Origin of the sequence: Rhodoferax sp., from assembly GCF_018780565.1 — a bacterium.
GTDB lineage: Bacteria > Pseudomonadota > Gammaproteobacteria > Burkholderiales > Burkholderiaceae_C > Rhodoferax.
This window is the reverse complement of sequence record NZ_JADMJN010000010.1, coordinates 328536-341798: the sequence shown is the minus strand read 5'-3', so window position 1 is coordinate 341798 and position 13263 is coordinate 328536. Positions and strand designations below refer to the sequence as shown.

Below are 13263 nucleotides of genomic sequence, written 5' to 3'. Positions count from 1 at the left end.
GAGTATTGGCCTCCGAAGCCAAGGGTCGTGGGTTCGATCCCCGCCAGCCGCACCATACCGAGTTTCTACAGAAGGCAGGAACCCAAGGTGTCTGTTTTTCAAGCTGAAACATCACGCATCCGAGCAACGGGTCATATCAGGCCGCCAGTTTTCCTGACGACAAGCCAGCCAGCGCTACGGACTTTTCTGACCAGTTTATTGATAGCGACAGCGCAGCTTGCATTCGCCCTGGAGCCCGTGCGTGACCAGGAAATTGCCCAATGCCTGCCCGGTGAAATGGTGACCTGGGGTGACGGACAGGACCGACCGGCGATCAGTTCGCCGATGGTGTTTGTCTATGACCACGCCATGGCGCCCGCGTGGTTTGCCGAGTCTTTGGTGTTGAGCACGGTGGAGAAGGCGGCACAGGCCTGGTCGGGGTGTGGCGTTGCGAGCCGGGTGCTGCGCGGAACTGCTGAGGCGGGGTGGAGTCAGGGGGCCATCCTGGTGCGCTGGAGCGAGAAGGGGAGCGCCAGCAATTTCGGATTGGCCAATTTGACGCAGCGAACGCTTTCATTGGGGCCGGCCGCTTTCCAGATGCTCAAGCAGCACAACCCTTCCTACGATGCACGCCAGACGCTGCAGATGGTTATTTCGCATGAAATGGGGCATCTCTTTGGCTTGATGGCGCATTCCAGGCGCTGTGTGGACGTGACGTCCTACTATGACAATGGCCGAGGCGAGAAATGCCAGATGCGCGATGTAAGCCAGCGTTCGGCGTTCACCGAATACCGAGCAGTCTTGCCGACGGCTTGCGATCTGCAGCGCTGCCGCATTGCCAACGCGACCGACAGCGCGTCTACCCGGCCTTGAAGGCGCAGGGGCTCAGTCGGCTTTTTTCAGGTCCAGCGCAGTCTCGTAAAGGGCATTGCGTGATGCCCCGGTAATGTCGGCGGTCAGCTTCACGGCAGTTTTCAGGGGCAGTTCTGCCAGCAGCAGCTTGAGGATGCGCTGCTCGGCACCGGATTCGACAGCCATCTCCGCAGGATGCAGTACCAGCACAAACTCGCCGCGACAGCGGTTGGGCTCTGCGCTCAGCCAGTCCGGGAAGGCGCTCGCCGCCACGGTGGCGATTTCTTCGAATTGTTTGGTCAACTCGCGCCCGATGGTGACCGGTCGTGCGCCCAGGGTGGCCAGGGCGCTCGCCAGCGCTTCGATCCGGTGCGGCGCCTCCAGCATGACGACGGCCCGGGTTTCCTGCCCCAGGCTTGTGACTGCGGTGGCCCGCTCCGTGGCCTTGGAAGACAGGAAACCCGCGAAGACAAAGCCGCCCGGCTGTGCACCTTCTGCCGCAATACCCGCCACGCTGAGGGCGGTTGTGACGCTGCTGGCACCCGGCAGGGGAACCACGGGCAATGCCGCAGACCGCACGGCGGCGACCAGACGTGCACCGGGGTCGCTGATGGCCGGGGTGCCCGCATCGCTGACATAAGCCACCCGCTGGCCCTGACGCAAACGTTCTATCACTGTTTCGGCTGCCTGCGCCTCGTTGTGCTGGTGCACAGCCAGCAACTGCGAAGCTGCCTTGTCAATGCCGTAAGCCCGCAGCAGGGTTTGGGTATGGCGCGTATCCTCGCAGGCAATCGATTCCGCAAGCTTGAGCACGTGCAGAGCCCGTAGCGTGATGTCGGCGAGGTTGCCAATGGGCGTTGCCACCACGTACAGTGCGCCCGGCGGATAATGCTGCGCAGCGGCCGCATCGTGTGCGGCATTCAGTGCAGAGGCGTAGTTAGCAATCAATGGTGTTTCCTCAAGTCAAGGCCAAGGCGCGCACGACCAAGCAGGTCGGCGATGCCGCCGAAGATGCTGCGCTGCAGTTACTGCAGGACGCCGGTTTGCGTCTTCTTGAGCGCAATTATCGAACGCCGGGGCGTGGTGGTGGTGAAATTGATCTGATCATGCGTGCGCCCGATGGCACGACGGTGTTTGTCGAGGTTCGCCGACGCCGGAGTGCCAGCTACGGCGGGGCGGCCGCCAGCATTGGCATGACCAAGCAGCGACGCATCATTTTTGCAGCGCGTCATTACCTGATGCGTCTGCGCGAACCGCCGCCCTGCCGTTTTGACGTGGTGGCGCTGGAGGCGGGCGGTGTGCAATGGCTGAAGGCAGCGTTTGAGGCTTACTAAGCCGTCAAACGACTGTCCCCACACGGCGCAAGGCCAGCGCCGGGCGCCTACAAATGGATACATCTGGCCCGGGTATCATTGCCCCATGCTTGAGCAACGAATTCAACAACATTTCATTGACAGCGCCGATCTGAAATACCAGGCGGCACAGGTTTTGAGCAAGCCGATTGCGGCTGCCGTGCAGGCCATGCTGACCTGCGTGACCAGTGGTGGCAAGGTACTGGCTTGCGGCAACGGTGGCTCGGCCGCCGATGCGCAGCATTTTTCGGCGGAGTTTGTCGGTCGTTATGAGCGTGAACGGCCCGAGCTGGCGGCTATTGCGCTCACCACCGACAGCTCCATCATCACCGCCATCGGCAACGACTACGATTTCAGCGTCATTTTCTCCCGCCAGGTGCGTGCACTGGGGCAGCCCGGAGACGTGCTGCTGGCGATTTCCACCAGTGGAAACTCGGCCAATGTGCTGGCCGCGATTGAAGCCGCGCATGAACGCGAGATGGTGGTCGTTGGCCTGACCGGTCGCGGCGGCGGCAAGATGACCCATGCCCTGCGCGACACGGATGTGCACATTTGTGTACCGCATGAACGCACGGCGCGCATTCAGGAGGTCCATATTCTGGCCCTGCATTGCATCTGTGATGCGGTAGATGCCCAGTTACTCGGAGACCAGGAAACCCCAACATGAAAATCGCGACTCGTAAAATTTTGACCATGACGGTCGTGGCCGCCAGTCTGGCTGGTGGACTCAGCGCCTGCGCGCCCATTCTTCTGGGTGGGGCCGCCATGGGCTCACTGGTGGCAACCGACCGCCGCACCTCGGGTGCGCAGCTTGAAGACGAGGGGATTGAACTGCGCAGTGCCAGCCGCATCCGCGAGAATCTGGGTGAGCGCGTGCACGTCAATGTCGCCAGCTACAACCGCCAGGTGCTTTTGACCGGTGAGGTTCCCAGTGCGCAGGACAAGCAGCTGGTGGAGCAGGTGGTGTCCCGCGTTGACAATGTGCGCTCGATCGTCAATGAGATCAGCGTTCTGGGCAACTCCACATTGACCCAGCGTTCTTCGGATGCGCTGGTGACTGGTCGCGTCAAGGCCGGCATGGTGGATGCGAAGGACGTTTTTGCGAATGCCTTCAAGGTGGTGACCGAGCGTGGCACCACGTACTTGATGGGACGCGTGACCTTGCGCGAGGCGAACCGTGCGACGGACATCGCCCGCAGTACCACCGGCGTTCAAAAAGTGGTGCGCGTACTGGAAATCATCAGCGAGGAGCAGTTGCAGGACATGCTGCCCAAACCCGCACCGGCTGAAACCAGGAAGTAAGCAGGAACAAAAAAATAGCCCCCTCGCGGGGCTTTTTTTATTTCAGGCGCTTGATCAGGCTGGAGGTATCCCAGCGGTTGCCGCCCATGTGCTGCACATCGGCATAGAACTGGTCCACCAGAGCCGTCACCGGCAGGCGTGCGCCATTGCGTTTGGCCTCGTCGAGTACCAGCCCCAGGTCTTTGCGCATCCAGTCCACGGCAAAGCCAAAATCAAATTTGTCGGCGACCATGGTTTTGCCGCGGTTGTCGAGTTGCCAGCTTTGCGCGGCGCCCTTGCCGATCACGTCCAGCACCTGGTTCATGTCAAGACCGGCCTGCTGACCAAAGGCAATGGCTTCACTCAAGCCCTGCACCAGACCGGCAATACAAATCTGGTTCACCATCTTGGCCAGCTGGCCTGAACCGCTGCCACCCAGAAGGGTGAAGGCCCTGGAAAACGCCATGGCGGCGGGTTGCGCCGCGTCAAAAGCTGCCTGGTCGCCACCGCACATCACGGTCAGCAGACCATTTTGCGCACCGGCTTGCCCGCCTGATACCGGCGCATCCACAAATTGCAATCCGAGATTTTTCGCTGCACCGTAGAGCTCGCGTGCCACGCTGGCCGAGGCCGTGGTGTGGTCCACGAACACGGCGCCTGGCTTCATGCCGGCAAAAGCGCCGTCGGCGCCCAGGGTGACGCCACGCAGGTCGTCGTCGTTGCCGACGCAGCAGAACACGATATCCGCCTGCTGTGCGGCCAGTCGTGGTGTTGGCGCATGTTTTGAGCCACTGCCCCCCGCAAATTCTGTGCACCACGCTATGGATTTGGTCGCGGTTCGGTTGTAGACGGTGACCTGGTGTCCAGCCCGCGCCAGATGGCCGGCCATGGGGTAGCCCATCACGCCCAGGCCCAGAAAGGCGACGTGGCGTGCGGGAGTTGATTCGTAGGTTTTGGGGTTGATGTTGCTCATACGATGGCGAAGTTTTCTGTGCCGGCGCTCAAGTCCTGGGTTCTGCCGCGCTGGCTGTTGAGTTTGATCTGCAGACGAAGGTCATTGAGCGAATCGGCGTTGCGTAACGCGTCTTCGTAGGTGATCAGGTTGTTTTCATAGGCGTCGAACAAAGCCTGGTCAAAGGTCTGCATGCCCAGGTTGCGGCTCTTCTTCATGATTTCCTTGATCTCGGAGATCTCGCCCTTGAAGATCAGGTCGGAGATCAGGGGGGTGTTGAGCAGGATTTCAACCACCGCAGCCCGGCCTTTGCCGTCTTGCTTGGGAATCAGCCGTTGCGACACCAGCGCCTTGATGTTGAGGGACAGGTCCATCAGCAGCTGCGCACGGCGTTCTTCCGGGAAGAAGTTGATGATGCGGTCCAGTGCCTGGTTGGCGCTGTTGGCGTGCAGGGTAGCCAGGCACAAATGGCCGGTTTCGGCAAAGGCGACCGCGTGTTCCATGGTTTCGCGGTCCCGAATTTCGCCCATCAGGATCACGTCGGGTGCCTGACGCAGCGTGTTTTTCAGGGCGGCTTCCCAGCTGTCGGTGTCCAGCCCCACTTCACGCTGCGTGACCACGCAGTTCTTGTGCATATGCACGAACTCGACCGGATCCTCAATGGTGATGATGTGGCCGAAGGAGTTTTCATTGCGCCAGTCCACCATGGCCGCCAGGGTGGTGGATTTGCCCGAACCGGTGGCACCCACCAGAATGCACAGGCCGCGCTTGGCCGTGGCCACTTCCTTGAGGACTTGCGGCACACCCAGGCCATCGATGGTGGGTAGTGTCAGCGGAATGACCCGAAGCACCATGCCGACCTTGCCTTGCTGGATAAAGGCGTTGACACGAAAGCGCCCCACGCCGGGTGGCGAGATGGCAAAGTTGCACTCTTTGGTGCGCTCGAATTCGGCCACCTGCTTGTCGTTCATGACCGAACGGGCCAGCGCCAGCGTGTGCGCCGCATTGAGCGGCTGGGGCGAAACTTTGGTGACTTTGCCGTCAACCTTGACGGCGGGCGGAAAATCCGCCGTGATGAACAAATCGCTGCCGTTGCGACTGATCATCAGCTTGAGCAGATCGTTGACGAACTTGGTGGCTTGATCGCGTTCCATGACGTATGTTGCTCCCTGGGTTCATTTCTTGTCGCTGAGCCGGGCACTGACCACGCGCAGTCGCAATGACAGCTTGCGAGCCAGCAGGGCGATGAGGTTGGCCGCCAATGTGGGATCAGCGGCCAGCATTTCGTCCATGCCCTGGGCGCTGAGGATGGCGAGCTCGCAATCGCTCATCGTGGTGCACACGGAAAAACGCATGCCGCTGTCCAGCAATGACATTTCGCCCAGAATCTCGCCGGGTTGGGCTTCTGCCAGACGCAAGCGCTCACCCCAGGGCTGCAGCCGGTCGACCGCTACGCTGCCGCTGAGCACCACCACCATGAAATTGCCGTACTCGTCCTGACGGATGACGTCGCGGTTGGCAGGGACCGAGGCGAAATCAAAAAATGGCTCCAGGCGCTGAATCGCATCGGCGTCCAGATGGCGCATGTGCCGGTCTTTCGTCCACAGAGATTGCAGCAACCGAATGCCGCGACTGGCGTTGGAGCGGGTGGCGCCAACTTCGGCGGCACGGGCCTCCCAGGGCACCAGCAGATCGGAGTCCACACCCTGCCCGGCAAATGCCGTGGTGAACAGCATGGAATCCAGCCGCTCCTCGCCCTCTTCGGGTTTGGTCTTGTGTCTGAGGAGTCCGAGGATTCCTTTCATTGCGCGCTCCAATAGTTGGGCTGGGGTCAGCCGGGGAAGTTCTCGGGAATCTTGGCTTTGCCGCGCGCTTCAGCCGGACTGATGATGTTGCGCTTGACCAGATCGGCCAGGTTCTGGTCAAGGGTCTGCATGCCCAGGCTGTTGCCGGTCTGGATGCTGGAATACATCTGGGCCACCTTGGCCTCACGGATCAGGTTGCGAATGGCGCTGGTGCCCAGCATGATTTCGTGCGCGGCCACGCGGCCCTGGCCGTCCTTGGTCTTGCACAGGGTCTGCGAGATCACGGCCTGCAAGGATTCGGACAGCATGGCGCGAACCATTTCTTTTTCTTCCGCCGGAAACACGTCAATGATCCGGTCGATGGTCTTGGCCGCACTGGAGGTGTGAAGCGTGCCGAAAACCAGGTGACCGGTTTCGGCCGCCGTCATGGCCAGGCGGATGGTTTCCAGGTCGCGCATTTCCCCCACCAGAATGCAGTCCGGGTCTTCCCGCAGTGCCGAGCGCAGGGCGGCGGCAAAGCTCAGGGTGTGCGGACCGACTTCACGCTGGTTGACCAGGCACTTTTTGGATTCGTGCACGAATTCAATCGGGTCTTCCACAGTCAGGATGTGGCCAAACTCGGTCTCGTTGAGGTAGTTGACCATCGCTGCCAGCGTGGTGGACTTGCCCGAGCCGGTAGGCCCGGTCACCAGCACCATGCCGCGCGGCTTCAAGGCCAGATCGGCGAAAATCTTGGGCGCATTCAATTGTTCGAGTGTCAGGATCTTGCTGGGAATGGTTCGGAACACGGCACCGGCACCCCGGTTGTGGTTGAAGGCGTTGACGCGAAAGCGGGCCAGCCCTTCGATCTCGAACGAGAAGTCAATCTCCAGGAACTCTTCGTAGGTTTTGCGTTGCGTGTCGTTCATGATGTCATACACCATGGCGTGCACTTGCTTGTGGTCCAGCGGCTCCACGTTGATGCGCCGCACGTCACCGTGCACGCGAATCATGGGCGGCAAGTCGGCCGAGAGATGCAAGTCAGAGGCTTTGTTCTTGACGCTGAAGGCCAGTAGTTGAGTAATGTCCACGAAGTCCTCGATCGTTTGTTACGCTTGGGGCAATTATGACCATGATTGAGATCAACCTCCAAACTGTTCGCGACCGAATTGTTGCTGCTTGCAAGGCGGCCGGCCGCCATCCGGCTGAAGTGACCTTGCTGGCGGTCTCCAAGACCTTTGGCGCCGAGGCGGTGCAAGAGGCCTATGCCGCGGGGCAAACCGCCTTTGGCGAAAACTACATTCAGGAGGCGGTCCAGAAAATCACTCAACTGCGAGACTTGCCTTTGCAGTGGCATTGCATCGGACCGATCCAGAGCAACAAGACGCGTTTGGTGGCCGAGCACTTCGACTGGGTCCAAACGGTGGACCGGCTCAAGATTGCGCAACGCCTGAGCGAACAGCGCCCGCCCACGATGGCGCCGCTGCAAGTGTGCATTCAGGTCAATGTGGATGGCGGCGCCACCAAGTCCGGTGTAGATCCCGAGGCGGCGCCAGCGCTGGCACGGCAGATTGCCGCCTTGCCCGGTTTGCGTCTTCGGGGCTTGATGAGCATCCCCGATCCTGCTCCTGATTTTGTAGCTTCATGCGCTTTGTTTGCGAAGGCCAGGGCGCTATTTGATACCCTTAATGCAGAGGGCTTGGCACTTGACACCCTGTCCATGGGCATGAGTGCCGATTTGGATGCGGCCATCCATTCGGGCAGCACCATGGTGCGTGTGGGTACCGCCATCTTTGGCGGGCGACCCCGCCCGGTCTGATGCGGGTGGCCCTATTTCTTGGGCATTGAAATCGGTTTGATGTTGCCGCAGTCGGTTGACATGAACTTGCCGGTGGCGTCCATGTTCATTTTCTCGGGTTTGCCATTGGCTGTGGTGTTCAGGGTCATCTTCATGGCGTAGGCTTCCGGGCTCACAAAAGTAACCTGGCCTTCGCCGCTGGACGGTGGCTTGGCACAAACAAACGAGAACTTCATGGTGTTGCCGGCACGGGGAGAGTTGGTGTGCTTGCAGTCGCCCTGCTGCGTGGCCACCTCATTGCGCTCGGCCATTTCTTTGGTCATGCAGATTTTCATGGCGGTGGTGCCGGCGCCCTTGCCCATGCCCACGCCCTGCTTGGCCATCATGTCTTCCATCATTTTTCGATCGCTGGGCGACATGCCGGCGAGCTGCTTTTGCGCCTCGCCCATGGCTTTTTCCATCTCGCCCGAACTGCTGGTCATTTTGTTGCTGATTTCCCACAAACCGGGCTTCATGGTTTGCGCGGTGGCGCCAAAAGCCGAGCTCGCCAGCGCGGCGGCCAACAGAACGTGATGCAACTTGTTCATAGGAGTCCCCAATAAGAGTAGGTGTGAGCGCCGATTGTCGTCAAAGAAGCTGGTTTTGGGAACACCTGCGGCGTTAGCATTGGCACCATGAAGTCAGCCACTTGTGTGAATCCCGCTCAAGGCGGTGTCAGCCTCATCGGCGTGCCCACCGATGTGGGGGCAGGCGTGCCGGGTGCCCGTATGGGTCCGCAGGCGTTGCGCGTGGCGGGCGTCGCGCAAGCCATCGCCCAATTTGGTATTGATGTGAAGGACTGCGGCAACCTGAGCGGGCCCGAAAACCCATGTCAGGCCACGGTCGACGGTTTTCGTCATCTGCCGCAAGTGCTGCGCTGGAATCAGTCGCTGCATGATGCGGCGTACGCCGAGCTTCAGGCCGGTCGTGTGCCGATCATGCTGGGTGGTGATCATTCCATGGCCATTGGCTCTATCAGCGCGGTGGCGCGCCATTGCCGCACGCAGGGCAAGAAGCTGCGTGTGTTGTGGTTTGATGCCCATGCCGACTGCAACACCGCAGCCCTCACTCCCAGCGGCAATATCCATGGCATGCCGGTGGCCTGCCTGTGTGGCCATGGCCCGCCAGCCCTGATGGCGATCGGAGGTCAGGTACCGGCGCTTCATTCGCAAGAGATTTGCCTGATCGGTATTCGCAGCGTGGATGCGGGGGAAAAGCGGCTGGTGCACGACATTGGCATTGAGGTGTTTGACATGCGGTTTATCGATGAGATGGGCATGCGTCAGGCCATGACGCTGGCGCTTGCGCCGGTCGATGCCCATACGCATCTGCATGTCAGTCTGGATGTGGATTTTCTGGACCCTGACATCGCGCCGGGCGTGGGCACCACAGTGCGTGGCGGCGCGACTTACCGTGAAGCGCAACTGTGCATGGAGATGATTGCCGACACCGGGCGTTTGGCGTCGCTGGACGTGGTCGAACTCAACCCTGCCCTGGATCTGCGCAACCGGACCGCCGAACTGGCGGTTGATTTGATGGAAAGCCTGTTTGGCAAAAGCACCCTGATGCGTCAGATGCCAGCTGACGAATAAGGAGATTCGCAGTGAACACCCTGGCGACAGGGACCTGCCTTTGACTATGGCACCATTGCAGCCTCACTGACCTGCAGTGTCCCGTCTTCCCAAGTCCATTCAATGAACCCAAGCAAAAAAGTTTCCGTCCACGACGTCGCGCGCGAAGCCGGCGTGTCGATCGGCAGCGTATCGCGCGTGCTCAATGGCGGGCCGTACACCAGTGCGGATCTCGTGGCGCGGGTCACGGCGGCGGTGCGCAAGCTGGGCTACCAGCCCGATGCCAAGGCCCAGTCCCTGCGGCGCGGCTCCAGCCGCACGATCGGCTGCCTGGTCACCGACATTGCCAACCCGCTGTACGCCGCCTGCGTGTCGGCGCTGGAAACCCGGCTGGCGGCTGACGGCTACATGATGCTGCTGGCATGCAGCCAGTACGACGCGGGCCGAGAGGTGGAGCTGTTGAAGCTGTTCGAGGCGCGTGGCATGGACGGTCTGGTTGTTGCCACGCTCAGTGAATCAGACGGACCCACGTTGCAGGCCTTGCGTGCGTTGCGCATGCCGGCGGTGGTGCTGGACCGTGAACTCGACTTGAAACAGGATTTTGTGCTGGTGGACCACAGAGCCGGGGTGGTCAATGCGGTGCAGTACCTCGCCAGCCTGGGTCATCGCCGCATCGCACTGTTCACGCCGGGCCTGGACCTGCGGCCGGGGCGTGAGCGCGCAGCCGGCTACCGTGAGGCGCACAAGGCGCTGGGCTTGAAAGTCGATGAGCAGTTGGTGCGCGGCTTCAGCAACCAGATCCACACCTCCTATGACGAAATGTCGCAGCTGCTCCGGCTCAAAGACCGACCGACTGCTGTCATCGCCCTGGGGAACCGCATCCTGTCGGGTGCGCTGCGCGCCATCCATGAGGCGGGACTGACCATGGGGCAGGATATGTCGGTGGTGGCCATCGGCAGCGATAGCGTCAATGAGTTTGCATTCCCTCCCGCCACACTGATCCGCTTCGATGTGGAAGCTTTTGGCAAGGTCGCCGCCGAGGTGCTGCTGGAGCGCTTGCGCCACCCTGAGCTGCCACCGCGGCAGGTGACGCTGCCGACCCAGCTGGTGGTCGGCGCGTCCTGCGGCCCCCGGCCCAGGACCGGGGCCACATCTGGCTAATCCATCTGTGCGCCACTGGCTTGCACCACCTCGCGCCAGCGCAGCGTTTCCGATTCAATAAATTTGCCGAATTCAGTGGGGCTGCTGTGCATGGCCACGGCGCCCAGTGTGTCGAGTCGCTTCACCATGGCCGGATCGGTCAGGATGGCGGTCATCTCCTGGGAGAGACGTTGCAGGATGGGTGTTGGCAGGCCACGCGGCGCAAACAGGCCACCCCAGCCCGACACCTCAAACTGGTTCAGGCCCAGCTCGTTCAGGCTGGGTACCTCGGGCATCAAGGGCGAGCGTGCCAGTGAGGTGACGGCCAGTGCCTTGAGCCGGCCCGACTGCACATAGGGAATGGCCGCCGGGATGTTGGCAAATACCATGTCCACCCGCCCGCCTGCCACATCGGCGAAGGCCGCGTCACCGGTCTTGTAGGGCACGTGGATGATGTCCACGCCCAGGCGGTGCTTGAGCATTTCGCCGGTCAAGTGCAGGCTGGTGCCGTTGCCGCCCGAGGCAAAGCTCAGTTGGCCCGGACGTGCGCGTGCCATCGCCACCAAGGTACGAAAGTCAGTAATCGGCGAGTTGGACCGGACCAGCAGCGCGTTCCAGACCTTGCCCGTGATCGTGATGGGCTGGAAGTCCTTGATGTGGTCATAGGGCAGCTTGTGGTACAGCGACGGGTTGATGGCGTGCGTGGTGTTGGTGCCATAAAACAGTGTGTAGCCGTCCGGTGCGCTTTTGGCCACGGCCTCGGCCGCAATGTTGCCGGTGGCGCCGGGACGGTTTTCCACCACCGTTGCCTGACCCAGGCGCCTGGCCAGCTCTTGCGCAAACAGGCGCATCATGATGTCGGGCGCACTGCCCGCTCCAAAGCCCACCACGATGCGGATCGGGCGGCTGGGCCAGCCCTGCGGTGCCGCGGTGGCGATGGCGGGCAAAGCGGCCGACAGCGCAGCCTGCAAGACCCGGCGACGGTTCAGGGGCGCTTTCAAATGCCAGTGAGTGGATATGTTCATGCCGCCACCGCCTGTGGTGCGAGACCGATGGAGCTGCCCAGGCCACCGTCCATGTAGAGCATTTGCGCATTCACATACGACGCTTCGTCACCGATCAGAAAGAGGGCGGTGTGAGCCAGTTCCCAGGCGGTTCCCTGGCGTCCAAAGGGCAGGGGCCTTACGGCGCGGCTGGGCGAGCGCACGCTGGCAGCACGGCCCATGGGGGTGTCCAGCAGCCCCGGCGCGATGCCGTTCACGCGGATCCCGCGGGGTTGGCCTTCAAGAGCCGCTGCGCGGCACAGCGCGGCCAATGCCGCCTTGGATGTTTCGTAAGCCGGATTACGGCCCACCGGCGAGCTTGATGCCAGCGATGAAATCAGCAGCAAGGCGCTGCCATCGATCATGTCCTTGATGCCCTGTTGCGCCAGCAGCATGTGGGCGCGCACGTTCACCGCCATCACCAGGTCCCAGGTATCGGCGCTTTCGTTGGCCAGGTTGCGTCCGTTGGCAATTCCCACGTTGGCCACAGCACCGCTGATCGGCCCAATCGCCTGCGCGGCCTGGCGAAACAGAACCTGCGCGAACTGCGGGTCGGCTGCGTCGGCGGCCAGTGCAACGGCGGTGCCGCCGGCGGCGCGCACTTGGCGTACGGTCTCCTGGGCAGCAGGCAGGTCGACGTCTGCACAGGCCACGTGTGCGCCCTCGCGCGCAAACAGCAGGCTCATGGCACGGCCATTGCCTACCGCATCAGCGGCTGCGCCATCCGCAGGCGCGCGCTGACCGGCACCCAGAATCAGGATGTTGCGGCCCTTCAGGCGACCCAGGCCCGGTGCCAGGCCCAGCGAGGCGGCGAACAGCTGGCGCCGGGGGTCTTGTACGTTTGATGGTGTGTTCATTCCCCGGCTCCTGGTGCGGTTTCGATGTCGACTTCGATGTTTTCCAGGAAGCGCGACACCAGCATGTAAAAGCCGATGGTGTGCAGCAACTCGCAGATGCCGGCCGGGTCGAGCGTGGCGGCCACGGCGTTGTACAGGTGCGCGGGCGCCTTGACCTGCCAGACCACGGCGTTGGTGAACTCCAGAACCAGCCGCTGCCAGGCGTCAAGACAGCTTTCATCACGCTCCTGCAGTGCGGCGCCAATCTGTTCCGGCGTCAACCCCACGGAGGCTGCCACGCGGCGGTGCTGGTGAATTTCGTAGGCGGCTTTGCTCAGGGCGCCTACACGCAGGATGACCAGTTCACGCAACTGCGGATCGAGCGTGCTCTCGGTGAGGAGGGCGCGCCCCAGCGCCAGAAAGCCCTTGGCCGTGGGGACCGAGTGCGGCAGGAGGCGGTACAGGTTGAGTGGTGGGCGCGAGGCGATCAGGCTCGCAATATCGGGTGGCAATTCCGCATGTGGAATCAGGGGTAAACGGGCCATTGGGAATGTCTCCTTGAGAGTTGATGCGTCAAATATAAAAACGTTTTTATATTTGACATGTCTCTCATGAGACTTATAAATTTCAAATCTA

General features: G+C 61.7%; 16 protein-coding genes. 7 read left to right on the top strand and 9 right to left on the bottom strand.

The window, feature by feature from the left end; all coding sequences use genetic code 11:
• Window positions 1–852: hypothetical protein (locus IV109_RS15645; RefSeq protein ID WP_296698542.1), on the top strand; the 852-nt coding region annotated here is incomplete at its 5' end.
• Between the two features lie 12 nt (window positions 853–864).
• Here IV109_RS15645 and rsmI read toward each other — a convergent pair.
• A complete protein-coding gene (rsmI, locus tag IV109_RS15640) occupies window positions 865–1779 on the bottom strand; it encodes a 16S rRNA (cytidine(1402)-2'-O)-methyltransferase (protein ID WP_296698540.1) in 915 nt (304 codons plus the stop codon).
• On the opposite strand from rsmI, the gene IV109_RS15635 reads away from it, so the two are divergent.
• The 3 genes from IV109_RS15635 to IV109_RS15625 all read left to right on the top strand — a co-directional run bounded on the left by IV109_RS15635 (window position 1779) and on the right by IV109_RS15625 (window position 3485).
• Window positions 1779–2165: a YraN family protein gene (locus IV109_RS15635; RefSeq protein WP_296698538.1), complete on the top strand. Its 387-nt coding sequence runs from the start codon at window positions 1779–1781 to the stop codon at window positions 2163–2165. The genes rsmI and IV109_RS15635 overlap by 1 nt on opposite strands.
• A gap of 85 nt (window positions 2166–2250) precedes the next feature.
• On the top strand, window positions 2251–2850 hold the full coding sequence (locus IV109_RS15630; RefSeq protein WP_296698535.1) for a phosphoheptose isomerase: 600 nt from the start codon (window positions 2251–2253) through the stop codon (window positions 2848–2850).
• The gene (locus tag IV109_RS15625; RefSeq protein WP_296698532.1) at window positions 2847–3485 is read left to right on the top strand and encodes a BON domain-containing protein; all 639 of its coding nucleotides are present in this window, start codon (window positions 2847–2849) and stop codon (window positions 3483–3485) included. Before IV109_RS15630 ends, IV109_RS15625 begins: the two co-directional genes overlap by 4 nt.
• 37 nt (window positions 3486–3522) lie before the next feature.
• On the opposite strand, the gene IV109_RS15620 is transcribed toward IV109_RS15625, so the two are convergent.
• The 4 genes from IV109_RS15620 to IV109_RS15605 are packed head-to-tail and all read right to left on the bottom strand — an operon-like array spanning window position 3523 to window position 7291.
• Window positions 3523–4437 (bottom strand): NAD(P)-dependent oxidoreductase, encoded by a 915-nt coding sequence (locus tag IV109_RS15620; protein WP_296698529.1) that lies wholly within the window; start codon window positions 4435–4437, stop codon window positions 3523–3525.
• Window positions 4434–5570, bottom strand: coding sequence for a PilT/PilU family type 4a pilus ATPase (locus tag IV109_RS15615; protein WP_296698525.1), 1137 nt, complete (start codon window positions 5568–5570; stop codon window positions 4434–4436). Before IV109_RS15615 ends, IV109_RS15620 begins: the two co-directional genes overlap by 4 nt.
• Before the next feature lie 21 nt (window positions 5571–5591).
• Window positions 5592–6221, bottom strand: coding sequence for a cyclic nucleotide-binding domain-containing protein (locus tag IV109_RS15610; protein WP_296698520.1), 630 nt, complete (start codon window positions 6219–6221; stop codon window positions 5592–5594).
• A 26-nt stretch (window positions 6222–6247) separates the two neighbouring features.
• The gene (locus IV109_RS15605) at window positions 6248–7291 is read right to left on the bottom strand and encodes a type IV pilus twitching motility protein PilT (RefSeq protein WP_296698516.1); all 1044 of its coding nucleotides are present in this window, start codon (window positions 7289–7291) and stop codon (window positions 6248–6250) included.
• Between the two features lie 35 nt (window positions 7292–7326).
• Between IV109_RS15605 and IV109_RS15600 the strand changes: the two genes are divergently transcribed.
• Entirely contained in the window at window positions 7327–8019 is a 693-nt protein-coding gene (locus tag IV109_RS15600) for a YggS family pyridoxal phosphate-dependent enzyme (RefSeq protein ID WP_296698513.1), read from the top strand.
• Between the two features lie 11 nt (window positions 8020–8030).
• Here IV109_RS15600 and IV109_RS15595 read toward each other — a convergent pair whose 3' ends face one another.
• Entirely contained in the window at window positions 8031–8585 is a 555-nt protein-coding gene (locus tag IV109_RS15595) for a DUF3617 domain-containing protein (RefSeq protein ID WP_296698510.1), read from the bottom strand.
• A gap of 87 nt (window positions 8586–8672) precedes the next feature.
• On the opposite strand from IV109_RS15595, the gene rocF reads away from it, so the two are divergent.
• Both rocF and IV109_RS15585 read left to right on the top strand, forming a co-directional pair.
• Complete coding sequence (gene rocF / locus IV109_RS15590) at window positions 8673–9629, top strand: arginase (RefSeq protein WP_296698507.1); 957 nt, start codon at window positions 8673–8675, stop codon at window positions 9627–9629.
• 102 nt (window positions 9630–9731) lie between these two features.
• The gene (locus IV109_RS15585; RefSeq protein WP_296698505.1) at window positions 9732–10769 is read left to right on the top strand and encodes a substrate-binding domain-containing protein; all 1038 of its coding nucleotides are present in this window, start codon (window positions 9732–9734) and stop codon (window positions 10767–10769) included.
• Here IV109_RS15585 and IV109_RS15580 read toward each other — a convergent pair.
• From IV109_RS15580 to IV109_RS15570, 3 genes are read right to left on the bottom strand one after another with little or no spacing between them, the layout of a single operon-like run.
• Window positions 10766–11773, bottom strand: coding sequence for a tripartite tricarboxylate transporter substrate binding protein (locus IV109_RS15580; protein ID WP_296698501.1), 1008 nt, complete (start codon window positions 11771–11773; stop codon window positions 10766–10768). The genes IV109_RS15585 and IV109_RS15580 overlap by 4 nt on opposite strands.
• Window positions 11770–12648: an SDR family oxidoreductase gene (locus tag IV109_RS15575; RefSeq protein WP_296698498.1), complete on the bottom strand. Its 879-nt coding sequence runs from the start codon at window positions 12646–12648 to the stop codon at window positions 11770–11772. Before IV109_RS15575 ends, IV109_RS15580 begins: the two co-directional genes overlap by 4 nt.
• The gene (locus tag IV109_RS15570) at window positions 12645–13172 is read right to left on the bottom strand and encodes a carboxymuconolactone decarboxylase family protein (RefSeq protein WP_296698496.1); all 528 of its coding nucleotides are present in this window, start codon (window positions 13170–13172) and stop codon (window positions 12645–12647) included. Before IV109_RS15570 ends, IV109_RS15575 begins: the two co-directional genes overlap by 4 nt.
• Window positions 13173–13263: the final 91 nt, after the last annotated feature.

Excerpts from the sequence above, each read along its gene's own strand:
- IV109_RS15635 (WP_296698538.1), top strand. The coding sequence starts at position 1,779 with ATGGTGTTTCCTCAAGTCAAGGCCAAGGCGCGCACGACCAAGCAGGTC.
- IV109_RS15630 (WP_296698535.1), top strand. The coding sequence starts at position 2,251 with ATGCTTGAGCAACGAATTCAACAACATTTCATTGACAGCGCCGATCTG.
- IV109_RS15625 (WP_296698532.1), top strand. The coding sequence starts at position 2,847 with ATGAAAATCGCGACTCGTAAAATTTTGACCATGACGGTCGTGGCCGCC.
- IV109_RS15620 (WP_296698529.1), bottom strand. The coding sequence starts at position 4,437 with ATGAGCAACATCAACCCCAAAACCTACGAATCAACTCCCGCACGCCAC.
- IV109_RS15615 (WP_296698525.1), bottom strand. The coding sequence starts at position 5,570 with ATGGAACGCGATCAAGCCACCAAGTTCGTCAACGATCTGCTCAAGCTG.
- IV109_RS15610 (WP_296698520.1), bottom strand. The coding sequence starts at position 6,221 with ATGAAAGGAATCCTCGGACTCCTCAGACACAAGACCAAACCCGAAGAG.
- IV109_RS15600 (WP_296698513.1), top strand. The coding sequence starts at position 7,327 with ATGACCATGATTGAGATCAACCTCCAAACTGTTCGCGACCGAATTGTT.
- IV109_RS15595 (WP_296698510.1), bottom strand. The coding sequence starts at position 8,585 with ATGAACAAGTTGCATCACGTTCTGTTGGCCGCCGCGCTGGCGAGCTCG.
- rocF (WP_296698507.1), top strand. The coding sequence starts at position 8,673 with ATGAAGTCAGCCACTTGTGTGAATCCCGCTCAAGGCGGTGTCAGCCTC.
- IV109_RS15585 (WP_296698505.1), top strand. The coding sequence starts at position 9,732 with ATGAACCCAAGCAAAAAAGTTTCCGTCCACGACGTCGCGCGCGAAGCC.
- IV109_RS15580 (WP_296698501.1), bottom strand. The coding sequence starts at position 11,773 with ATGAACATATCCACTCACTGGCATTTGAAAGCGCCCCTGAACCGTCGC.
- IV109_RS15575 (WP_296698498.1), bottom strand. The coding sequence starts at position 12,648 with ATGAACACACCATCAAACGTACAAGACCCCCGGCGCCAGCTGTTCGCC.
- IV109_RS15570 (WP_296698496.1), bottom strand. The coding sequence starts at position 13,172 with ATGGCCCGTTTACCCCTGATTCCACATGCGGAATTGCCACCCGATATT.